The organism is Geodermatophilaceae bacterium NBWT11, from assembly GCA_014218215.1.
Classification (GTDB): Bacteria; Actinomycetota; Actinomycetes; order Mycobacteriales; family Geodermatophilaceae; genus Klenkia.
The window spans coordinates 2,776,626-2,797,984 of record CP043652.1 but is presented as its reverse complement, the minus strand read 5'-3'; the positions used below and the strand labels follow the sequence as shown (position 1 = coordinate 2,797,984).

General features: G+C 74.9%; 21 protein-coding genes and 1 tRNA gene. 2 read left to right on the top strand and 20 right to left on the bottom strand.

The annotated features are described in order from the left end of the window. Window positions 1-94: 94 nt before the first annotated feature. The 10 genes from F1C76_13425 to dacB form a co-directional block, all read right to left on the bottom strand. On the bottom strand, window positions 95-583 hold the full coding sequence (locus tag F1C76_13425) for a DUF3180 domain-containing protein (GenBank protein ID QNG37450.1): 489 nt from the start codon (window positions 581-583) through the stop codon (window positions 95-97). Beyond that, complete coding sequence (gene folK, locus F1C76_13420) at window positions 580-1,083, bottom strand: 2-amino-4-hydroxy-6-hydroxymethyldihydropteridine diphosphokinase (GenBank protein ID QNG37449.1); 504 nt, start codon at window positions 1,081-1,083, stop codon at window positions 580-582. Before folK ends, F1C76_13425 begins: the two co-directional genes overlap by 4 nt. Further along, complete coding sequence (gene folB, locus F1C76_13415; protein ID QNG37448.1) at window positions 1,080-1,439, bottom strand: dihydroneopterin aldolase; 360 nt, start codon at window positions 1,437-1,439, stop codon at window positions 1,080-1,082. Before folB ends, folK begins: the two co-directional genes overlap by 4 nt. Then, window positions 1,432-2,247: a dihydropteroate synthase gene (gene folP / locus F1C76_13410; protein QNG39232.1), complete on the bottom strand. Its 816-nt coding sequence runs from the start codon at window positions 2,245-2,247 to the stop codon at window positions 1,432-1,434. The genes folB and folP overlap by 8 nt, the downstream gene beginning before the upstream one ends. A 29-nt stretch (window positions 2,248-2,276) precedes the next feature. Continuing rightward, entirely contained in the window at window positions 2,277-2,861 is a 585-nt protein-coding gene (gene folE, locus F1C76_13405) for a GTP cyclohydrolase I FolE (protein ID QNG39231.1), read from the bottom strand. Between the two features lie 35 nt (window positions 2,862-2,896). Further along, window positions 2,897-4,909 carry an ATP-dependent zinc metalloprotease FtsH gene (locus F1C76_13400; protein ID QNG37447.1) on the bottom strand — a complete coding sequence of 671 codons (2,013 nt, stop codon included), beginning with the start codon at window positions 4,907-4,909 and terminating at the stop codon, window positions 2,897-2,899. 190 nt (window positions 4,910-5,099) lie between these two features. Then, window positions 5,100-5,657, bottom strand: coding sequence for a hypoxanthine phosphoribosyltransferase (gene hpt, locus F1C76_13395; GenBank protein ID QNG39230.1), 558 nt, complete (start codon window positions 5,655-5,657; stop codon window positions 5,100-5,102). Window positions 5,658-5,683: 26 nt separating this feature from the next. After that, window positions 5,684-6,673, bottom strand: coding sequence for a tRNA lysidine(34) synthetase TilS (gene tilS, locus F1C76_13390; GenBank protein QNG37446.1), 990 nt, complete (start codon window positions 6,671-6,673; stop codon window positions 5,684-5,686). Between the two features lie 7 nt (window positions 6,674-6,680). Next, on the bottom strand, window positions 6,681-7,754 hold the full coding sequence (locus tag F1C76_13385) for a zinc-dependent metalloprotease (GenBank protein QNG39229.1): 1,074 nt from the start codon (window positions 7,752-7,754) through the stop codon (window positions 6,681-6,683). 160 nt (window positions 7,755-7,914) lie between these two features. Next, on the bottom strand, window positions 7,915-9,486 hold the full coding sequence (gene dacB, locus F1C76_13380) for a D-alanyl-D-alanine carboxypeptidase/D-alanyl-D-alanine-endopeptidase (protein QNG37445.1): 1,572 nt from the start codon (window positions 9,484-9,486) through the stop codon (window positions 7,915-7,917). On the opposite strand from dacB, the gene F1C76_13375 reads away from it, so the two are divergent. Further along, window positions 9,410-9,904 (top strand): inorganic diphosphatase, encoded by a 495-nt coding sequence (locus F1C76_13375; protein ID QNG37444.1) that lies wholly within the window; start codon window positions 9,410-9,412, stop codon window positions 9,902-9,904. The genes dacB and F1C76_13375 overlap by 77 nt on opposite strands. A gap of 142 nt (window positions 9,905-10,046) precedes the next feature. Here F1C76_13375 and F1C76_13370 read toward each other — a convergent pair whose 3' ends face one another. The 6 genes from F1C76_13370 to F1C76_13345 form a co-directional block, all read right to left on the bottom strand. Beyond that, window positions 10,047-11,012 (bottom strand): nitronate monooxygenase, encoded by a 966-nt coding sequence (locus tag F1C76_13370; GenBank protein QNG37443.1) that lies wholly within the window; start codon window positions 11,010-11,012, stop codon window positions 10,047-10,049. Between the two features lie 99 nt (window positions 11,013-11,111). After that, entirely contained in the window at window positions 11,112-12,011 is a 900-nt protein-coding gene (locus tag F1C76_13365; protein QNG37442.1) for a dihydropteroate synthase, read from the bottom strand. Then, the gene (locus tag F1C76_13360; protein ID QNG37441.1) at window positions 12,008-12,742 is read right to left on the bottom strand and encodes a pyrimidine reductase family protein; all 735 of its coding nucleotides are present in this window, start codon (window positions 12,740-12,742) and stop codon (window positions 12,008-12,010) included. The genes F1C76_13365 and F1C76_13360 overlap by 4 nt, the downstream gene beginning before the upstream one ends. A 34-nt stretch (window positions 12,743-12,776) precedes the next feature. Continuing rightward, a tRNA-Thr gene (locus tag F1C76_13355) sits at window positions 12,777-12,852 on the bottom strand. A gap of 46 nt (window positions 12,853-12,898) precedes the next feature. Next, on the bottom strand, window positions 12,899-14,065 hold the full coding sequence (locus F1C76_13350; GenBank protein QNG37440.1) for a DNA polymerase III subunit delta': 1,167 nt from the start codon (window positions 14,063-14,065) through the stop codon (window positions 12,899-12,901). Next, window positions 14,062-14,748 carry a dTMP kinase gene (locus F1C76_13345; GenBank protein ID QNG37439.1) on the bottom strand — a complete coding sequence of 229 codons (687 nt, stop codon included), beginning with the start codon at window positions 14,746-14,748 and terminating at the stop codon, window positions 14,062-14,064. Before F1C76_13345 ends, F1C76_13350 begins: the two co-directional genes overlap by 4 nt. An 8-nt stretch (window positions 14,749-14,756) precedes the next feature. Between F1C76_13345 and F1C76_13340 the strand changes: the two genes are divergently transcribed. Then, window positions 14,757-15,545 (top strand): methyltransferase domain-containing protein, encoded by a 789-nt coding sequence (locus F1C76_13340; GenBank protein ID QNG37438.1) that lies wholly within the window; start codon window positions 14,757-14,759, stop codon window positions 15,543-15,545. Here F1C76_13340 and F1C76_13335 read toward each other — a convergent pair. The 4 genes from F1C76_13335 to F1C76_13320 all read right to left on the bottom strand — a co-directional run bounded on the left by F1C76_13335 (window position 15,524) and on the right by F1C76_13320 (window position 21,244). Further along, window positions 15,524-16,273 (bottom strand): methyltransferase domain-containing protein, encoded by a 750-nt coding sequence (locus F1C76_13335; GenBank protein ID QNG37437.1) that lies wholly within the window; start codon window positions 16,271-16,273, stop codon window positions 15,524-15,526. The two genes, F1C76_13340 and F1C76_13335, sit on opposite strands and share 22 nt — an antisense overlap. Before the next feature lie 2 nt (window positions 16,274-16,275). Beyond that, the gene (gene topA, locus F1C76_13330; GenBank protein ID QNG37436.1) at window positions 16,276-19,203 is read right to left on the bottom strand and encodes a type I DNA topoisomerase; all 2,928 of its coding nucleotides are present in this window, start codon (window positions 19,201-19,203) and stop codon (window positions 16,276-16,278) included. 167 nt (window positions 19,204-19,370) lie between these two features. Beyond that, window positions 19,371-20,915, bottom strand: a complete 1,545-nt coding sequence (locus F1C76_13325; GenBank protein QNG37435.1) for a hypothetical protein — start codon at window positions 20,913-20,915, stop codon at window positions 19,371-19,373. Continuing rightward, a complete protein-coding gene (locus F1C76_13320) occupies window positions 20,912-21,244 on the bottom strand; it encodes a hypothetical protein (protein QNG37434.1) in 333 nt (110 codons plus the stop codon). Before F1C76_13320 ends, F1C76_13325 begins: the two co-directional genes overlap by 4 nt. Between the last annotated feature and the right edge of the window lie 115 nt (window positions 21,245-21,359).

The following is a 21,359-nucleotide window of genomic DNA, read 5'->3' as shown; positions in this document are numbered from 1 at the left end:
TCGATCAGGTGGGACGACCACTGTGCGTCCTCGTCCACCGACGTCGGTGGATGAGGACGCACGTCCGTCGTCGGAGCTGATCCAGGAGCAGCAGCTAGGCCGACTCCTCCGGGCCCTCGGGGACCTTGCAGGTGTGTTCCAGGAAGAGGGCTGCGGCGACCAGGGCCGTGGACATGGCGACGCCCACACCCGCGGCGAGTGCGTCCGAGGGGGCGGCGGCGAGGCGGCCGACCTCGGTGAGGGCGTGGACCAGGGCGCCGGCCCACAGGCCGGTGAAGGCCGCGCCCGCCCAGGCGCTGGCCTGGGCGAGGACGGCCAGCCGGGCGACCAGCATCGGCTCGACCGGGCGTGCCGCGGCGGCGCCGGAGCGGCCGGGGGCCGGACGGCGGTCGCGCTCGGCGGCGAGGCGGGCCCGCAGCGTGCGGGCCCCGAGGCCCTCGGCGGCGGCGAGCAGGCCGATCGGCAGCGGCTGCCACCAGCGCAGCGCCGGCAGGTCGCCGTAGAACGTGCCCACGACCAGCCAGCCGATGACGGCGGCCCCCACGGCCACCACGGCGAGGTCGCGCCGGGAAACCGGCTTCACGCCAGCTGCTCCCAGCGGACGACGCCCTCGACGTCCTCGGTGGGCAGCCCGGCCAGCACGTCGGAGACCCGCCCGTGGCCCGGCAGCTCGGCCCGGGGGTCCAGGGCCAGCCACGGGACCAGCACGAAGGCCCGTTGGTGCGCCCGGGGGTGCGGCAGCGTCAGCTCGGGGTCCTCGGACAGCACGGGGGTGCCGTCGTCCCCGGTGACCGTGATGACGTCGACGTCCAGCGTGCGGGGGCCGAAGCGGACCCCCCGGGTGCGCCCGGCGGCGTCCTCGAGCTCGTGGCACAGCGCCAGCCAGCCGGCGGCGTTCCGCTCCCCGCGGACGACGGCGGCGGCGTTGAGGAACGGCGGTTGCTCGACCGGGCCCCACGGCGGGGTCTCGTAGAGCACCGACCGGGCCACCAGCCCCTCGCCGGTGAGCGCCCGCAGGGCGGTGCGCAGCGTGCCGGCCCGGTCGCCCAGGTTGGCACCGAGGGACAGGACGGCGCGGGTCATCGCGTCCTGCGGATGCGCACGGTGACGTCGTCGAAGGGCACGCCCAGGTCCGCCTCGGGCTTGTGCACGGTGATCTCGACCGCGTCGACCAGGGCGTTCGCCAGGCAGACGTCGGCCAGCCGCTGCGCCAGGGTCTCCAGCAGGTCGACCGGCTCACCGGTGAGCACCGCGTGCAGCTGCTGGGCCAGCTCGGCGTAGTTCACCGTCTTGTCCAGGTCGTCACCGGCGGCCGCCGGGGCGGTGTCCACGTCCAGCACGGCGTCGACGGTGAACGTCTGGCCCTGCTCGCGCTCCACGGCGTAGACGCCGTGGTTCGCGTGCGCGGTCAGGCCACGGACGGCGATCTGGTCAGGCACGGGAGCTCCTCGGTCGGGCGGCGCGGACCGCGGCCACGGTACGGACGGCGTCCACCGACGGTCCCGCGTCGTGCACCCGCACCCCCCAGGCACCGGCCTGGGCGGCGAGCACCGTGGTGGCCAGGCTGGCGGCGTCCCGCTGCTCGGCCGGCCGGACGACACCGTCCTCGTCGGCCAGCAACCGGCCCAGGAAGCTCTTGCGGGAGGCCCCGACCAGCAGGGGCAGTCCGATGCCGACCAGCCGGTCCAGCCCGGCCAGCAGGGACCAGTTGTGCTCGGCGTTCTTGGCGAAGCCGAGCCCGGGGTCCAGCACCAGCTGGGACGGGTCGACACCGGCGGCCACGACGTCCTCGACCCGGGCGGTGAGCTCGGCGCAGACCTCGGTGACGACGTCGCCGTAGCGGGCCGCGGCGTACATCTCCCGGCTGTGGCCGCGCCAGTGCATGAGCACCCAGGGCACGCCACGCTCGGCGACCAGCGGCGCCATCCCGGCGTCGGCCAGCCCGCCGCTGACGTCGTTGACCAGCTGCGCACCGGCGTCCAGGGCGGCGGCGGCCACCTCGGCCCGCGTGGTGTCGATGCTGACCCGGATGCCGGCCGCGGCCAGCTCCCGCACCACGGGCACGACCCGGGCGCACTCCTCGGCTGCCTCCACCCGGTCGGCACCGGGGCGGGTGGACTCCCCGCCCACGTCGACCCAGTCGGCACCCGCAACGTGCATGGCCAGCCCGTGGGCGACCGCGCTGGGCGTGTCGGCGAAGCAGCCGCCGTCGGAGAAGGAGTCGGGCGTGACGTTCAGGACGCCCATCACCTGACAGCGGTCGGTGACGGGCAGGCTCACCTCGCGAGCACCAGGCCCATCGCCTCGGACCGGGTGGAGGCGTTCTCCTTGAAGATGCCGCGCACCGCCGAGGTCATCGTGCGGGTGCCGGGCTTGCGGACCCCGCGCATCGCCATGCACAGGTGCTCGGCCTCCACGACCACGATCACGCCGCGGGGGTGCAGGGCCGACATCATCGCGTCGGCGATCTGCTTGGTCATCCGCTCCTGCACCTGGGGGCGGCGGGCGTACACCTCGACCAGCCGGGCCAGCTTGCTCAGGCCGGTCACCCGGCCGTCCTCGCCCGGGATGTAGCCGATGTGCGCGACCCCGTGGAAGGGCACCAGGTGGTGCTCGCAGGTCGAGTACAGCGCGATGTCCTTGACCAGCACGAGCTCGTCGTGGTCCTCGTCGAAGGTCGTCGACAGCACCTCCGCCGGGTCCTGGTGCAACCCGGCGAAGGTCTCGGCGTAGGCCCGGGCGACCCGGGCCGGGGTCTCCCGGAGCCCGGGGCGGTCGGGGTCCTCCCCCACCGCGATCAGCAGCTCCCGCACCGCGGCCTCGGCCCGCGCGTGGTCCACCTGATCGGCGGAGTGCGGCACGGGCCGAGGGTCGACGGCGTGGTCGACGTGCGTGCTCACCAGTGCTGCGGGGCGCCGGCGTCGCCCACGGGGAGGGGCTTCTCGACGTCCCCACCGCCGTGGCCGTTCAGGGCCCCGTTGCCGCGGGCCCGCTCGGCCGGGGTGAGCACCGGCGGCTCGGCGGACGGCGTGCGCTTGCCGAAGCCGCTGTAGGGAGCCAGGTTCGGCCGCTTGGAGACACCGGCGCAGATGCGCGCCATGTCGTCCTTGGTCAGCGTCTCCTTCTCCATGAGCTCGAGCACCAGGTCGTCCAGGACGTGCCGGTACTCGACCAGGATCTCCCAGGCCTCGTCGTGCGCGGCCTCGATCAGCGCGCGCACCTCGGAGTCGATGTCGGCGGCGACGGCCTCGGAGTAGTCCGAGCGCGAGCCCATGTCGCGGCCCATGAACGGCTGGGCGTCGGTGCTGCCGTACTTGACCGCACCGAGCTTGGCGCTCATGCCGTACTCGGTGACCATCGACTTGGCCATCGCGGTGGCCTTCTCGATGTCGTTGCCGGCACCGGTGGTCGGCTCGTGGAAGACCAGCTCCTCGGCGGCCCGGCCACCCAGGGCGTAGGCCAGGGTGTCGATCATCTCCGAGCGGGTCTGGGTGTACTTGTCCTCGGTCGGCAGCACGAGGGTGTGCCCCAGCGAGCGGCCGCGCGGCAGGATCGTCACCTTGTGCACCGGGTCCAGGTTGGGCAGGGCGTGCGCGACCAGCGCGTGCCCGCCCTCGTGGTAGGCGGTGACCTTCTTCTCCTTCTCGCTCATCGCCCGGGTCTTGCGCTCGGGGCCGGCGAGCACGCGGTCGATCGCCTCCTCGAGGGTGGCGTCGGTGACGAGCGTGCCGCCGTGCCGGGCGGTGAGCAGCGCGGCCTCGTTGAGCACGTTGGCGAGGTCGGCACCGGTGAAGCCGGGGGTGCGACGGGCCAGGGTCTCGAGGTCGACGTCGTCGGCCAGCGGCTTGCCGGTGGCGTGCACCTTGAGGACGGCGACGCGGCCCAGCAGGTCGGGCCGGTCGACGGCGATCTGCCGGTCGAAGCGGCCCGGGCGCAGCAGCGCCGGGTCGAGGATGTCGGGCCGGTTGGTCGCGGCGATCATGATGACGCCGCCCTTGACGTCGAAGCCGTCCATCTCGACCAGCATCTGGTTGAGGGTCTGCTCGCGCTCGTCGTGGCCGCCGCCCATGCCGGCGCCGCGGTGCCGGCCGACGGCGTCGATCTCGTCGATGAAGATGATCGCCGGGGCGTTGGTCTTGGCCTGCTCGAACAGGTCGCGGACCCGGCTGGCGCCGACGCCGACGAACATCTCCACGAAGTCCGAGCCGGAGATCGAGTAGAACGGCACGCCGGCCTCGCCCGCCACGGCGCGGGCCAGCAGCGTCTTGCCGGTGCCGGGAGGGCCGAACAGCAGCACGCCCTTGGGGATCTTCGCGCCGATCGCCTGGTACTTGACCGGGTTCTGCAGGAAGTCCTTGATCTCGTGCAGTTCCTCGATGGCCTCGTCGGCCCCGGCGACGTCGGCGAACGTCGTCTTCGGGGTGTCCTTGCTGACCACCTTGGCCTTGCTCTTGCCGAAGGCCATGACCCCGCGGCCACCGCCCTGCATCGAGCTGAACAGCCAGAACAGCAGACCGAGGATGATCAGGAACGGCAGGAAGCTGACCAGGATCGACACCAGGAGGTTGTCCTGGGTGACGTTGGTGTCGAAGCGGACCGGGTTGTCCGACCCGCTGCCGTCGGTGCCGCGGACCAGGTCGTAGATCTGGCTGGAGGCACCCGCCGGGTAGGACGTGGTGATCTCGTCGTTGCCGTCGACCGGGGACGACAGCTCGATGTCGAGGGTCTGTTCCCGGTCGTTGATCGTGACGCGGTCGACGTTGCCGTCGGCGAACTGGGCCAGGGCCGTCGAGGTCGGGACCTCTTCACCACCGCTGTTGCCGCGGAAGGAGGGCAGCACGATGGCCACCAGCAGGACGACGAGGGCGACCCAGAACCAGACGGAGCGGAAGATCTTCTTGCGTTCCATACACCGATGCCGGGCTCCCGGTGACGTACCCGGGGGTGCCCGTCGACCCTCCTGATCGTCCGGGGACGCCGCGCGACCCGAGGTGGGCACCTGCGTCGCGAGGGGCGACGTCGTTGGACCGACGGTACACGGACGACGCTGTGCGTCAGCTGCTCAGACGACCGCCGTCCCCTGGAGGGAGGAGGCGCTGCTAGGAGCTGTAGACCTCGGGCTTGAGGGTCGCGATGTAGGGCAGGTCGCGATAGCGCTCGGCGTAGTCCAGGCCGTAGCCGACCACGAACTCGTTGGGGATGTCGAAGCCGACGTACTTCACCGGGACGTCGACCTGGACCGCGTCGGGCTTGCGCAGCAGGGCGCAGACCTCGAGGGACGCCGGGCGGCGGCTGCCCAGGTTCTTCAACAGCCAGGACAGCGTCAGGCCGGAGTCGATGATGTCCTCGAGGACCAGCACGTGCATGTCGGTGATGTCCCGGTCGAGGTCCTTGAGGATCCGGACGACGCCGGAGGAGCTGGTGGCCGACCCGTAGGAGGAGACGGCCATGAACTCCATCTGGGTGGGCAGCTGCAGCGCCCGCGCGAAGTCGCTCATGAAGAGCACCGCGCCCTTGAGCACGCCGACGAGGAGCACCTCCTTGCCCGCGTAGTCCTCGCAGACCGTGGCGGTGAGCTCGCCGATCTTCTCCTGGATCTGGGCCTCGCTGAGCAGCACGTGGTCGATGTCCGGCCCGTAGCCGTGGTCGGGGCCCAGAGCTCCGGTGGGGGTGGCGGACTCGCTCACGGTGCTGGCTCCTCGGTGCGGGGTTCGGGTGCCGGCCCGGGCGTCGCGACGACGGGGGGACCGGGCTGCAGGACCAGCCTGCCAGACACCCGGACGACGCCCGCACCGCCGGGGAGGTCCACGCGACCCTGCCCGCGCCACCGGGTGACCAGGCTCTCCACGGCCTGCAGGTGCACCGCCTGCAGGTCCCCTGTCCCGGCTCCGAGCAGCCAGTCGCGCAGGGCCCGGCGGCGCAGCGCAGCCGGCAGCGCGGCGAGCGCGGTGCAGTCGGTGGGGTCCGGGACGGCGGCGGCCAGCGCGTCGAGGGCGTCGACGTCCTCCCGCACCATCGCGGCGGTGCGGGCCAGTGCGGCGGCCACCCCGCCGCCGAGCACCTCCTCCAGCAGCGGCAGCACCTCGGTGCGCAGCCGGACCCGGGTGTAGGCCGGGTCGGTGTTCCACGGGTCCTCCCACACGGTGAGCCCCTGGGCGGCGCAGGCCCGCACCGTGGTGGCCCGGTCGACGCCCAGCAGCGGGCGCCAGAACACGTCGCGGCGTTCGGTCATCCCGGCCAGCGACCGCGGACCGCTCCCCCGGCCCAGCCCGAGCAGCACGGTCTCGGCCTGGTCGTCGCGGGTGTGGCCCAGCGCGATCCGGGCACCGTGCCCGGCGGCGACCGTGCGCAGTGCGGCGTACCGGGCGTCGCGGGCCGCACCCTCCGGGCCGCCGTCCGTGCCGACCTCGACCCGGACGACGTGCACCGGGGTCAGACCCAGGGCGCGCAGCTGCTCCGCCGTCCGGGCCGCCTGGTCGGCCGACCCCGGCTGCAGCCCGTGGTCGACGGTGACCGCCCCGGCCGCGCACCCGGCCCGCGGCGCCTCGAACGCCACCGCCGCGGCCAGCGCGAGGGAGTCCGCTCCCCCGCTGCAGGCCACCAGCACCGGACCGTCGGCCAGCCCGGGGCGCACCGCGCTGCGGACCGCGGCGACCGCCGGGTCGGGACCCACCGGCGTGTCAGACGGTGACGGCGGGGCGGTGCAGCACGCGCTCGACCCAGCGCTCGGGGTGGGTCAGCTCGTCCTTGAGCGGGAGCGTCTCCGGCCCGGTCCAGACGGTGTTGAAGGCCTCCATGCCGACCAGGTCGACCACCCCGGCGACGAAGTGCCGGCCGTCGGCGTACTGCTGCATCTTCTGCTCCAGCCCCAGCAGCCGGCGCAGCACGCGGTCGACCGGGCCGGTGCCCTTCCGGCGCTGGCTGAACCGCTTGCGCAGGGTGGCCACGGTGGGCAGCACGTCGGGGCCGACGCCGTCCATCACGAACTCGGCGTGCCCCTCGACCAGGCTCATGACCGCGGTGACCCGGTCCATGACCTCCTGCTGCGCGGGGTCGGCGATCAGCGCCATCAGCCCGCCGGGGGCGTCGCCCTCCACCGGCTTGCCGCGCACCGCGTCGGACAGGCTGGACACCACGTCGCGCAGCCGCTCGCGCAGCACGGTCGGGTCGAGGTCGCTGACCTCGACGAAGGCCTCGATCTGGCTCTCCAGGTACGGGGTCAACCAGGGGACTGCGGTGAACTGCAGCTGGTGGGTGACCTCGTGCAGGCAGACCCACAGGCGGAAGTCGTAGGGGTCGACCCGCAGCTTGCGCTCGGCCTCGACGATGTTCGGCGCCACCAGCAGCAGCCGGCCGCCGGAGCCGAACACCTCGTACTGCCCCAGCACCTTGGAGGACACGAACGCCAGCACCCCGCCGGCCTGCAGCCCGGTGGCCCGGCTGCCCACGGCCTGGGCGATCGCACCGGGCTTCGAGCCGGTCTTCTCCTGCAGCGCCTCGGTCAGCGGGTCGAGCAGCGCCGCCATGCCCGCGGTGTTCGCCCGCACCCAGCCCGGCCGGTCGACCACGGCGACCGTCGGCGTCGGGGCCCCGGGGGCCGGGCTGAGCCCGGTGAGCGCCTGCACGTGCGCGACGGCGGCCGCGGCGCACTCGTGCAGCTCGGCGACCACCGCGGCAGCCTCCTCGCGGGTGGTGACCGGACCGGCGTTGACCAGCCGCTTCGCGGTCCGGTTGGCCAGGGCCCAGTCGACCAGGGAGCTGCTCATCGCCCGAATGTACGGCGGGACCCGCCCCCCGCCCCGGCGTCGATCAGCTGGGACGACCACTGTGCGTCCTCCTCCACCGACGCCGGTGGAGGAGGACGCACGTTCGTCGTCGGAGCTGATCGACGCCGCAGGCGGGCGGGAGGGGGTCTCAGCAGCCGCACGAGGCGAGGGCGCCGGCGACGGCGTCCAGGGCGGCCTCGGCAGCGATGACGTTGCCAGGGGTGCCGTCGGCCAGGACGGCGAAGACCAGCAGCCGCCCGTCGAGGGTGACCACGGTGCCGGCCAGCGCGCTCGTGGTGGACAGCGTGCCGGTCTTGGCCCGGACCGCGCCGGGCTCGGTCGCCGGGTCGGCGTCTGCGCGGTCGGCGAGCGTGCCGGTGTAGCCCGCGATCGGGAGCCCGGACAGCAGCGTCGCGGCCCCTGGCACCGACCCGTCGGCCCCGGCCTCCAGCACGTCGACCAGCAGGCGCGCCGGCACCAGGTCCTCCCCCGAGAGCCCGCTACCGTCGGACAGGGACAACCCCGTGGTGTCGAACCCGGCCGCGGAGACGGCGTCCGCCACGGCCTGGGCGGCGCCGGTGAAGCTGGCCTCGGCGCCGGTGGCCAGCGCGACCTGCCGGGCGAGGGTGTCGGCGAGCAGGTTGTCCGAGGCGGTGAGCGCCTGCTCGACCAGCTGCTCGACCGGGGCGGACCGCACCTGGCCGAGCACCGCGGCACCGGCCGGCGCCGTCCCCAGCGTGACCGTGGCGCCGGGTGCGCCGAGTGCCGCGGCCAGCGCCGTGCCGGCGTCGGTGCCGGGCTGGCCGCTGCGCGGGGACTGCCCGGGAGTGCGCCGGGCGCCGTCCACGGCAGTGGCGGTGACCGGCGCGGCGTAGGTCGAGGGCGCGTCCTCGCTGCCCCAGCCGCTCGCGGTGAGCGGCCCGACGAACAGCGAGTCGTCCACGACGACCGAGGTCACCGGGACCCCGGCCAGCGCGGTCTGCACCTGCCCGGCGAGCTCGGCGACGGTGGGTGCGCCCGGGTAGCTCAGCGACGGGGCGGTGGTGGACAGCGTCGGGTCACCACCGCCGACCAGCACCACCTGCCCCGGGACGGCGCCGGCGACGACGGTGGTGGGCACGGTGGCCCCCGGGCCCAGGGTGGTGAGCGCGGCCAGCCCGGTGAGCAGCTTGGCCGTGGACGCCGGTGTCCCGGGGGCGGCGGCGTCGACGTCGAGCAGCACCTGCCCGGTGGCGGCGTCGACGACCTCAGCGGACAGCCCGGTGCCGAGGGCCGGCGCGGCCAGCAGCGGCGCCAGGACGGCCGCCACCGCCGCCGGGTCGGGGGCGGGGCCGGTGAGCGCGGCCAGCACCGGGGCCGGCTCGTCCAGGTCGGGCAGGACGGCGTCGGGCACGGCCTCGGCGTCGGAGGGGACGGCGGCCACCGTGTCGGGGTCGGCGTCGGAGCCCACGTTGATCGCCACCAGCACCGCACCGGCGACCACGACGAGGGCCAGGCACACCGCCACGAGGGCCTGCCAGATCCGGCGGCGCCAGCGCGGAGGGGTCTTCCCGGGGCCTCGGGGAGTGCGCGCGATGACCCCTCCCGGGCAGATTCGGACCTCCGGCGACCCACGTCCGGCCGGCGTGGGCCACACTACGTCGGTGCAGTTCGACGTGACGGTAGAGATCCCCAAGGGCCAGCGGAACAAGTACGAGCTGGACCACGCCACTGGACGCATCCGGCTGGACCGGATGTTGTTCACCTCGACGCGGTACCCGGCGGACTACGGGTACATCGAGGCGACCCTCGGGCAGGACGGTGACCCCCTCGACGCCCTCGTGCTCCTGGAGGAGCCGACCTTCCCCGGGTGCCTCATCACCTGTCGTGCCATCGGCATGTTCCGGATGACCGACGAGGCGGGTGGGGACGACAAGGTCCTCACCGTGCCGGCCACCGACCCCCGGATGGCCCACCTCAAGGACATCACCGACGTGTCGGAGTTCGACCGGCTGGAGATCCAGCACTTCTTCGAGACCTACAAGGACCTCGAGCCCGGCAAGAGCGTCGAGGGTGCCGACTGGGTCGGCATCGTCGAGGCGGAAGCCGAGATCACCGCGTCCTTCGAGCGCGCCAAGCAGGCCTCGAACAAGCACTGACCCCCTCCTGACTGGCCGGTCACCTCACGGCCGCCGAGCGCACCCGGACGACCGACGGGCGCCGCACCCCACCGGGTGCGGCGCCCGTCGTCGTGTCTCGGGCAGTCGCGTCTGGGGCGGTCGCGTCTGGGGCGGTCGTCTCTCAGGCCGGCACGTAGGCGCGGTCCAGCGCCGACTTCGCCTCGGCGTACTCCCGGGCCAGCCGGGCCACCAACTCGGCGGCCGGCACGATCCCGTCGACGACGCCGATGCCCTGGCCCGAGCCCCACACGTCGCGCCAGGCCTTGGCCCCGCCGTCGCTGCCGAAGCTCATGGCGCTGGGGTCCGAGGTGGGCAGGTCGGCCGGGTCCAGGCCGGCGGCGACGATCGAGCCGGACAGGTAGTTGCCGTGCACCCCGGTGAACAGGTTGCTGTAGACGATGTCGTCAGCGCGGCTGTCCACGACCATCTGCTTGTAGCCGGCCTCGGCGCGGGCCTCCTCGGTGGCCAGGAACGCCGACCCGACGTAGGCCAGGTCGGCACCGGCGGCCTGGGCGGCGAGCACCGAGCTGCCGTGCGCGATCGCCCCGGACAACGCCAGCGGGCCGTCGAACCACTGGCGGATCTCCCGCACCAGGGCGAACGGCGACGTCGTCCCCGCGTGGCCGCCGGCACCGGCGGCCACCGCGATGAGCCCGTCGGCGCCCTTCTCGACCGCCTTGTGCGCGAACCGGTCGTTGATGACGTCGTGCAGCACGATGCCGCCGTAGGAGTGCACCGCGTCGTAGACGTCGGCCCGGGCGCCCAGCGAGGTGATCACGATCGGCACCTCGTGCTCCACGCACAGCGCGACGTCGGCCTCGAGGCGGTCGTTGGAGCGGTGCACGATCTGGTTCACCGCGTAGGGGGCCACGGTCGCCCCGGTGGCGGCTGCCGCGGCGAGCCGCTCGTCGATCTCGGTCAGCCAGTCGCCCAGCTGCGCCGCGGGCCGGGCGTTGAGCGCCGGGAAGGAGCCGACGACGCCGGCCGTGCACTGGGCGACGACGAGGTCGGGTCCGCTGACGATGAACATCGGCGAGGCGATCACCGGCAGGCTCAGCCGACCGCGGAGGACGTCGGGCAGGGTCATCGGGGCAGGTCCACCTCTCTGTGGGCGCCCCGGGTCGGGCGCTGACACACCCGAGTCTGCCCGGTCAGCACTGACTGCTCGACACCCGGGCCGCGGCGCTCAGTCGACGGGCAGGTCCGCCATCGCCCGCAGCACGGCCCGCACGCGCGGGACCTCGTGGGTGCGGTACACCCCGGTGCCGCCCAGCCCGGCGAGGACGGCGAAGAACCCCTCCGCCGTCCGCACCTCGTCCTCGAAGTACGGGAACCCGGCCGGCAGCGCGTGGCACACCGGCAGGCCCAGGCTGCGCAGCCGGAAGGCGTGCAGCAGCAGCACCGACTGGTGCCGCAGCCGCTCGAGCGGGTCGGTCAGCCGCGCCATGCCGAAGCCCGCCCCCGGATCGACGCAGATGCCGGCACGCACGCCCCGGGCCCGGGCGAGGTCGACCCGGGCGCCGAGCGCGGCGGCCATCGCGGGGTAGGGGTCCCGGTCGACGGCGGTGTCGGTGAGCTCCCGGGGGTTGTCCCCCAGGACGTGGCAGAGGACCAGGGCGGCGTCGAACTCGGCGGCCAGGTCGAACATCGCGCCGTCGTCGGCCGAGCCGGTCAGGTTGAGCACCTGTGCGCCGACGGCGAGCACGGCCCGCACCACCTCCGGGTGGTAGCTCTCCACCGACACGGCCACCCCGGCGGCGGCGAGCTCCTCCACCACGGGCACCAGGGCCCTGATCTGGTCCTGGGGGCCCACGCGGGTGCTGCCGGCGACCACCGACTCGGCCCCGAGGTCCACGACGTCGGCACCCTGCGCGGCCAGCACGATCCCGCGCCGGACGGCGGCGGCGGCGGAGGGCGCGACGCTCTCCCGGTACCAGGAGTCCTGGGACAGGTTGACCACGCCCATGAGCGCCGGGCGGGCATCGGTGTCCAGCACCCGGTCCCCCACCCGGAACGGAGCCACCGGGTGCTCGAGGTCCGCGGCGTGCTCCGTGGCCAGCCGGGCGAGTTCGCGGAGGCTGATCACCGGTGTCCCGGGCGGACGTAGCGGGCCATGACGTAGCCCTCGGCGGTGAGCAGGTGCACGAGGTCGAACCGGGCGATCTCGGCGAGCCCGTCGGTGCGGGGGGTCTGCGCGGTGCCGGCGAAGACCGGCGCGAGCGTGATGTCGGCCTCGTCGAGCAGGTCGGCGGCGACCACGGCCTCCAGCAGGCTCGGCCCGCCCTCGCACACGATCCGGCGCAGGCCGCGGTCGGTGAGCGCGGCGAGCAGCGACGCGGATTCCAGGTCGGCCAGCTGCAGCACCTCGGCGTGCTCCCGGGCGGCGGCCAGCGCCTCGGCGTCCGGCGTCGGCCCGGTCAGCACCAGCGGGGTGAGCGTGGACTCCGCCCACACCGGCAGCGCCCACGGCAGGTCCAGCGACCCGGACACGACCGCCAGCTGCGGCGCCGGCGCCTGACCGGCCGCGCGGCGGCGCCCGGCGTCGGCACCGGCTGCCTGCATCGGGCCGTACTCCTCGGCCCGCAGCGTGCCCGCACCCACCAGGACGGCGTCGGCCATCCGGCGCACGGCGGTGAACACGTCGCCGTCGACCGAGGAGGAGATCGAGCCGCTGAGCCCGTCCGGCCCGGCTGCCGCGCCGTCCAGCGTCGTGACCATCATCGCCCGGACCCAGCGGCCCTCGTCGGGCCACGGGTAGGCCTCCAGCAGCTCGTCGCCGGCCAGCTGACGTCCCGGCGCCGGGAAGACCATGTCCACGGCGGTGAACGTAACCGCCGTGCCGGGTGGTGCGTGGAGCCGCCTGTCGGAATCGAACCGACGACCTTCTCATTACGAGTGAGATGCTCTACCGACTGAGCTAAGGCGGCGGGCGTGCCTGCGAGAGCTTACGGGACCGGGTGTGCCACCCCGCGCTCAGGCCGGGAGCCGGAGTGCCACGCAGAGCGCCTCGATGGCGATCTGCGGCTTGACCGCCTGCTCCAGCGCGGTGCGGGCGGCGAGCACCGCGTCGATCCGGCGCAGCGCCCCCTCGGCACCGATCTTCTTCGCCAGCTCCAGGCTGTCGGCCTTGCGGTCGGGGTGGGCCAGCTGCGGCACCCGGGACAGGTCGCCGCGGACGGTGTGTATCACCAGCGCGTCCCGGTACATCGACGCCAGGTCGACCAGCGCCCGGTCCAGGGAGTCCCGGCCCAGCCGGGTGGCCCGGGACTTCTGCTTCTTCTCCAGCTCCTTGAGCTGACCGGCGCCGCGGCTGGCCGCAGCGACTCCCGGGCCGCGGGCACCGACGCCCAGGCTGGCCTTCACCGCCTCGGTCTCGGCGCCGTCGACCACCGCCGTCGTCCGGTCGGACTCCTCCTTGGCCGCCGACACCAGGTCGTCCGCGGCGTTCAGGCACGCGGCCAGACTGACCAGCGACAGCGGGACGTCGAGCACCGCCTTGCGGGCCATCCGGGCACCCTCGTCGCGGGCCAGGTGCCGGGCCCGGCCGACGTGCCCACCAGCCGCGGCGGCCGACCACGCCGCCAGCGCCGGGTCGATGCCGTCACGCCGCACGAGCACCTCGGCGACGGCCTCGACCGGCGGGGTGCGCAGCGCGACCACCCGGCACCGCGACCGGATGGTCACCGGCACGTCGTCGGGGTGCAGCGAGGGCGCGCAGAGCAGGAACACCGTGCGGGCCGGTGGCTCCTCGAGCATCTTCAGCACGGTGTTGGTGGCCTGCTCGGTCATCCGGTCCGCGTCCTCGACGATGACCACCTGGAACCGGCCCTGGGACGGCGCCCGACCGGCCATCCGGACGATCTCGCGCACCTCCGCGACCCCGATCGACAGCCCCTCGGGGGCGACGACCCGGACGTCGGCGTGCGTGCCGCCCAGCGCCGTGTGGCAGGCGTGGCAGGTGCCGTCGCCGCCGGCCGGGCACTGCAGCGCCGCGGCGAAGGCCCGGGCGGCGGTGGACCGGCCCGACCCGGGCGGGCCGGTGAACAGCCAGGCGTGCGTCATCGCGGAGGGGTCGGCGACGGCTCGCTCCAGCTCGGCGACCGCGGCGGGCTGGCCGACGACGTCGGTCCAGACGCTCACGCGAGCAGCTCCGTGACCCGGGTGCGGATGCCCTCGGCGACCTCGTCGGGGGCGGCGGTGGCGTCCAGGACGAGGTAGCGGGCCGGCTCGGCCGCGGCGAGCTCCAGGAAGGTCTGCCGCACCCGCAGGTGGAACTCCAGGGACTCGGCCTCCAGCCGGTCGGCGGTGGCCCGGCCCCGGGCGCGGGCCAGCCCGGTCTCCGGGGGCAGGTCGAGCAGCACGGTCAGGTCGGGCAGCAGGCCGCCGGTGGCCCAGCTGCTGATCGAGCGCACGTCCTCCAGCGGGATGGTGCGGCCGGCGCCCTGGTAGGCCAGCGAGCTGTCCACGAACCGGTCGGTGACGACGACGGCGCCGGCCTCCAGCGCCGGGCGGACCACCTCGTGCACGTGCTGGGCGCGGTCGGCGGCGTAGAGCAGCGCCTCCGCGCGGGAGGACAACCCGACCGTCGACGGGTCGAGCAGCAGCTGTCGGACGGTGCCGCCGATGACGGTCGCGCCGGGCTCCCGGGTGGTGCGGACCGTGCGGCCCTGCGCGGTCAGCCAGGCCTCGAGCCGGGCGACCTGGGTGGACTTGCCCGCCCCCTCGCCGCCCTCGAAGGCGAGGAACACCCCGGCCGGGCGGTCCTCCTGGCTCGTCACGCTGGCGACGGTACCGGCGGGCACCGACAGTCCTCGGGCTGCCAGGGTGGGGTGTGCCTGCCGACCGGTCGCCGTCCCGGTACCTGCGCTTCGCCGACGAGCGGTCCCGCCCGTATGTCGATCTGCTGGCCCGAGTCGACGCCGTCGACCCGGGCGTCGTGGTCGACCTGGGCTGCGGGGAGGGCGAGCTCATCGCTTCCCTCGCCCGCCGCTGGCCGGGCGCCCGGGTCACCGGGGTGGACTCCTCCCCCGCGATGCTCGCCGCCGCGGCCGCGCACGCCGTCCCGGGCCGGGTGTCGTTCGTCCCGGGCGACCTGGAGACCTGGGAGCCCGAGGGCCCGGTGGACGTGCTCGTCTCCAACGCCGCCCTGCAGTGGGTGCCCGAGCACCGGCGACGCCTGGTGGAGTGGGCCGGTGCGCTGACGCCGGGCGGGTGGCTGGGGTTCCAGGTTCCGGGCAACCACGCGGCGCCCACGCACGCGCTCCTGGCGGCGCTGTGCCGCGACCCGCGGTGGGCCGACCGGGTGGGCGACCTGGCGCCCTCGACGTCCGCCGTGGACGACCCCGCCGGGTACCTCGGCGTGCTGGAGTCGGCCGGACTGCGCGCCGAGGCGTGGGAGACGACCTACCTGCACGTGCTGCGCGGCCCGGACGCCGTGCTGGGCTGGGTGCGGGGCTCGGTGCTGCGGCCGGTGCTGGCCCGGCTGGGGGACGACGCCGGGACGTTCGAGAGCACGTACGCCGAGGCCCTGCGGCAGGCCTACCCGGAGCGCGCCGACGGGACGACCCTGCTGCCCTTCCGGCGGGTGTTCGCCGTCGGTCAGGCCGGGACCAGCCGGTAGCTGCGGGTCACGTACGGCAGCTCGAGCTCGGTGCGGCCCGCGGTGTCGGGGTGCTCGGCGAGCAGGGCGCGCAACCGGTCGAGGAACGTCGTCCGCTCGTCGGGGGTCATGGTCGCGACGTAGCTGCGGGTGCCGATGGTGCCCACCACCTGCTCCGGGGTCAGCCGCTGCACCACGGTCGAGAGGTGCTCGGTGACCGTCGCGGGCAGCGCGGCGGCGAACCGGGCCACGACGGTCTGGTCGGCCTCGTGGTCGCGGGCCTCGGCCGCCAGCGCCGCCCCGAGCGCGCCCACCCACGGCACCCGCTCGTCGCGGGTGTTCCAGACGAAGCCGAGCACGCCACCGGGGCGCAGCACCCGACGGAGCTCCGGCGCGGCACGCTCGGGGTCGAACCAGTGCGCGGCCTGACCGGCGACGACGGCGTCCACGTCACCGCCGGGGACGGGCAGGGACTCGGCGTCCCCGACCGCGGCCTGCACCTGCGGCAGCCGGGCGGTGAGCTGGTCGAGCATCCCGGCCGAGGGGTCGACGGCGAGCACCTCGTGCCCGGCCGCCAGCAGCTGGTCGGTGAGCAGCCCGGTGCCCGCACCCAGGTCCAGCACCCGCAGCGGCCGCTCCCCCAGGAGGAAGGAGACCGCGTCGGCGGGGTACCCGGGCCGGAGCGCGGCGTAGTCGGCCGCGACGGACCCGAAGGAGGTCCGCCGGGCGTCCCACGCCGGCCCGGTCACCGTCAGCTCCCGGCCGGGACGACCCCGTCGCCGGTCGTCGTCCGGGCGGCGGTCTTCTTCGCGGCCGTCTTCTTCGCGGTCGTGGTCTTCTTCGCCGCCGTGGTCGTCTTCTTCGCCGCGGTGGTCTTCTTCGCCGCCGTCGTCTTCTTCGCGGTGGTCTTCTTGGCCGCGGTCTTGCGGACGGCCTTCTTCTTCACCGGCGCCCGCTCCCGACGCTCGACCAGCAGCTCGGCCGCCCGCTCGAGGGTGATGGTCGCCGGGTCGTCGCCCTTGCGGAGGCTGGCGTTGGACTCCCCGTCGGTGACGTAGGGCCCGAAGCGGCCCTCCCGCACGGTGACCTGGCCCTGGGTGACCGGGTCGGGGCCCAGCTCCTTCAGCGGGGGCTTGGCCGCGGCCCGACCGCGCTGCTTGGGCTGGGCGAAGACGGCGAGGGCCTCCTCCAGCGTGGTGGTGAAGAGCTTCTCCTCGCTGTCGATCGAGCGGGAGTCGGTGCCCTTCTTCAGGTACGGGCCGTAGCGGCCGTTGAGTGCCTGGATCTCCTCGCCGTCCGGGGCGGTGCCCACGGTGCGCGGCAGCGTCAGCAGCTTCAGCGCCTCGTCGAGGGTGAGCGTCTCCGGGGTCATGGAGGCGAACAGGCTCCCGGTGCGCGGGGACTCCTTGCTGTCCTCGGGCACCACGGTGGTGACGTAGGGCCCGTAGCGGCCGGCCTTGACCAGCACCTGGTGGCCCGACTCGGGGTGGACCCCGAGCTCCCGGTCACCGGAGGGGGCGTTCAGCAGCTCCTCGACACGCTCGGGGGTGAGCTCGTCGGGGGCGATGTCGTCGGCGATGGAGACGCGGGTGCCCTCCTCGCCGCCGGCCTGCAGGTAGGGGCCGTAGCGCCCGACCCGCACGAGCACCGGCTGGCCGTCGGGGCCGGTGGCGCGCAGCGGGATCGAGTTGACCCCGCGGGCGTCGATCTCTTCCAACCGCTGGCCGACGACCTGCTTGAGCCCGCCGGAGGCCGCGATGCCCCCGGCGTGCCCACCCCCGCCGCCGAAGTAGAACTCGGTGAGCCAGTCGACCCGGCGCAGCGTGCCGCCGGCGATCTCGTCGAGCTCCCCCTCGAGGGAGGCGGTGAAGTCGTAGTCGACGAGCGCGGCGAAGTGCTGCTCGAGCAGGTTGACCACCGCGAAGGCCACGAACGTCGGGATGAGGGCCGAGCCCTTCTTCCAGACGTACCCGCGGTCCTGGATGGTCTGCATGATCGAGGCGTAGGTGGAGGGCCGGCCGATGCCGAGCTCCTCCAGGGCCTTGGTCAGCGAGGGCTCGGTGTAGCGGGCCGGCGGGGTGGTGGTGTGCCCCTTGGCGTCCAGCGACCGGGTGTCCAGCTGCTGGCCGCGCTCGACCCGGGGCAGCCGGTTCTCCGCGTCGTCGGCGTCCCCGACCTCGTGGTCCTCCCGGCTCTCCACGTAGGCGCGCAGGAAGCCGGGGAAGGTGATCGTGCGACCGCTGGCGGTGAACGTCACGGCCTCGTCGGTGGTCGAGGTGCCGGCCAGCCGGATGCTCACGGTGTTGCCCACCGCGTCGGACATCTGGGAGGCGACCGTGCGCTGCCAGATCAGCTCGTAGAGCCGGAACTCCTCACGGGCCAGCTGGCCGGCGAGCTGCCCGGGGGTGCGGAAGGCGTCCCCGGCCGGGCGGATGGCCTCGTGCGCCTCCTGGGCGCCCTTGGCCTTCTTGGAGTACCGCCGCGCCTCGGCCGGCACGTAGGCGTCGCCGTACAGCTCGCGGGCCTGGGTACGGGCCGCGCGCAGCGCCGTCTCCGACAGGTTCGTCGAGTCGGTGCGCATGTAGGTGATGAAGCCGTTCTCGTACAGCCGCTGCGCGGTGCGCATGACCTGCTGGGAGGACCAGCCGAACTTCCGGCCGGCCTCCTGCTGCAGCGAGGACGTGGTGAACGGGGCGTACGGGCGGCGCCGGTAGTCCTTCTGGTCCACCCGCACGACCTCGACCGGGCGGGACTCCAGCCGGGCGGCCAGGCCGCGGGCACCGGCCTCGTCCAGGTGCACCACGTCGCTGGCCACGGTGCCGGTGTCGGGCTCGAAGTCCCGGCCGGTGGCGACCCGCCGGTCGTCCACGCTGACCAGCTTGGCGGTCAGGCTGGTCGGCTCGCCCTCGTCGGCGGCCTGCGCGCCCTGCTGGACGTCGAAGACGCCGGTCAGGCTCCAGTAGTCGGCGGCGGTGAAGCGCATCCGGGCCCGCTCGCGCTCCACGACGATCCGGGTGGCGACGGACTGCACCCGGCCGGCCGACAGCTTGGGCAGCACCTTCTTCCACAGCACCGGGGAGACCTCGTAGCCGTAGAGGCGGTCGAGGATGCGCCGGGTCTCCTGGGCGTCGACCAGCGCGGTGTCCAGCTCACGCGGGTTGGCCAGGGCGCGGGCGATGGCCTCCGGGGTGATCTCGTGGAAGACCATCCGCCGGGCCGGGACCTTGGGCTTGAGGGTGTCGATCAGGTGCCAGGCGATGGCCTCGCCCTCGCGGTCCTCATCGGTGGCGAGGAAGACCTCGGAGGCGTCCTTCACCAGCGACTTGAGCCGGCTGACCTGCTGCTTGCGCTCGGGGCTGATCACGTACAGCGGGTGGAAGCCGTTGTCCACGTCGACGCCGAGCCGGGCCCACGACTCGCCCTTGTGCGCGGCCGGCACGTCGGCGGCGTTGCGCGGGAGGTCCCGGATGTGCCCGATGGAGGACTCCACGACGTACCCGCTGCCCAGGTAGCCGGCGATCGTCTTGGCCTTGGACGGCGACTCCACGATGACCAACGGCTTGCCCCCCGACGCCGCGGCAGCACGCTTGCGCGGCGGCGTGGCGGTGCCACCGGCGGCGGTCTCGGCCGTGGCCTCGACGTCGTCGGTGGTGGGCTTCGCGGTCTTGGTGGGGGGCAACGGGGCTCCTGTCGGTGGTGCTGTGCGCGAGCGCCGGGACGCACCCGGGTGCCGAGGAGAGCGGCGGCGCAGCACCCGCCCGGCAGCGCCACGGTAGGCCACGGCGGAGCAGGCCGTCCGTGCGACGAGGTGGCACGGGCGCGCCGGGGGCTCGGCCAGGGCCCCGGTCAGGACGGCTCCCGGGTGCCCGCCACGACCTCGGCGATCGCCTGCAGGGTGGGCCGCTCGGGGTCGTAGTAAGAGGTGTGTCCCTGGTCGGGATCGGTGGGCAACGGGACCGCACCGAAGAACGGCGTGGACGGCCCGGGACCGTAGTAGCCCGACCAGGACACCGGGTCCTCGATGTTCCAGGCGCCGTACACCTCGTCGGCCTCGAGCCCGCTCGCGTCGGCCACCCGCATGCCCGGGCTGCCGAGCACCACGACGGCGTCGGCGGCCAGCTCGCCCTCGGCGCGGGCCGCCTCCCCGGCCACGACCGTGCCGTAGCTGTGCGCGACCAGCGTCGTCCGCGGGAGCGGTGCTCCCCCGGCCGCCGCCGGCCCGGACCTGGCCACCGCGAGCCCGTCGAGGGTGCGGTCCAGCACCGGACCGGCCGCCCGCGCGTTGACCGGGAGGAAGAAGGAGCCGACCCCCGGGGTCTGGTAGCCCATCCAGACCAGGGTGGCCACCGCCAGGCCGGGCGCTGCCGCCTCGGCCAGGTCCTGCACGTGCACCGCGTCGGTGGTCATCGCCCCCAGGTCACCGACCGGGGCGGTCATCATCCCCGGGACGAGCACCCCGACCGCCCCTGCGGTGTCCAGGTCACCGACGCCCAGGGCGACGAGGTCCTCGCCGGGGTCGAAGAGCACCAGCTGCGCGGTCCGCCCGTCGGCGGCCAGCCGGGTGAGCTGGTCCTGCACGGCCACGGCCGTCCCGGAGCCGTCCGCCTGCGGGTCGGCCAGGGCACGGGCCAGCAGCGCCCGGTTGGCCTCGTCCCGGGCGGCCGCCGGGACGCCGTCCAGCCCGCCGATCGCCTCCGGGTCGGCGGCGACCACGGCCTGCTGCTCGACCAGGGTGAGCCCGGTCCACCAGGCCCCGGCCGCTGTCGGGTCACCGGGCGGCGGCACCCGGGGCGCGGCGACGGGGTGGCTGTCCACGGCGCCCACCAGGCCGGCGAGGTCGGCGGGCGCGACGGCGGCGAGCACCCCCACCTCGGCCAGCGCCGTGCCGACGGCGACCGCGGCGAGGTGGGTGGCGCCGGCCGCGGCCAGCGCATCGCGCGCCCACCGCACCGCCAGGTCCGCGGCGCGCTGCCGGTCCTCCACCACCCCGACCTGGTCCAGCTCCGGGACCGCCGTGGCCGCGGGCGGCGGTCCGACCAGGGTGCCGTCCGCGGCGAGCTCCACCGGACCGGTGGCCGCGACCGCCAGTGCCGTCTCGGCCGCGGTCCGGGCGGTGTCGGCCTCCCCGGCCACCACGAGGAGCTGCTCGCCGGCGGCCACCAGGGCCACGTGCACCCCGCCGGCGGCCCGGGTGAGCTCGGTGAGTGCAGCGGCGGCGACGGTGCCCGCGGGACCGGACCAGCAGTCGGCGGCCGACAGCGCCACGGCCAGGCCGTCGACCCGGACCGCCCACGGGCCGACCCGCTCGGCGACGTCGCCCAGGGTCCCGGCCGACCCGCGCAGGGCGGCGACGTCCCAGCCGGCAATGGCGTACAGGTCCGCGGCGCTCACGCGGCCACCGCCGTCAGGCCGTACCGGCCGCTGATCCGCTGGGTGATCACTGCGTCCAGCGACGCGTCCAGGGCCCGGTAGGCGGCCACCGAGGCGACCAGCGTGGCCGCGATCGCCGACGTGCTCTCGGCCAGCACGTCGAGCAGCGCCGACCAGGCCGTGCCGGTGCCCGCCAGCTCCGCGCCGGCCGGCCCGGGGAGGGCGGCGGCCGCAGCCGGCGCGCTCACCCGGGTGAGCTCGGCGTCGGCGGTCAGCTCACCGCCCAGCCCGGCCAGCCGTGCGGCCAGCGCGTCGACGGCGTCCAGCTGGACGGTCACGAGGTCGGGCACGGGGGGCTCCTGTCGGTCGCGGCCCCCGGGTGGGGCCGACGACGGCGACCCTCGGCTCCGCCACCGACGGTCCGGGGCCCGTCGTCCACAGGCGGGGCCCCCGTCCACAGCCGGG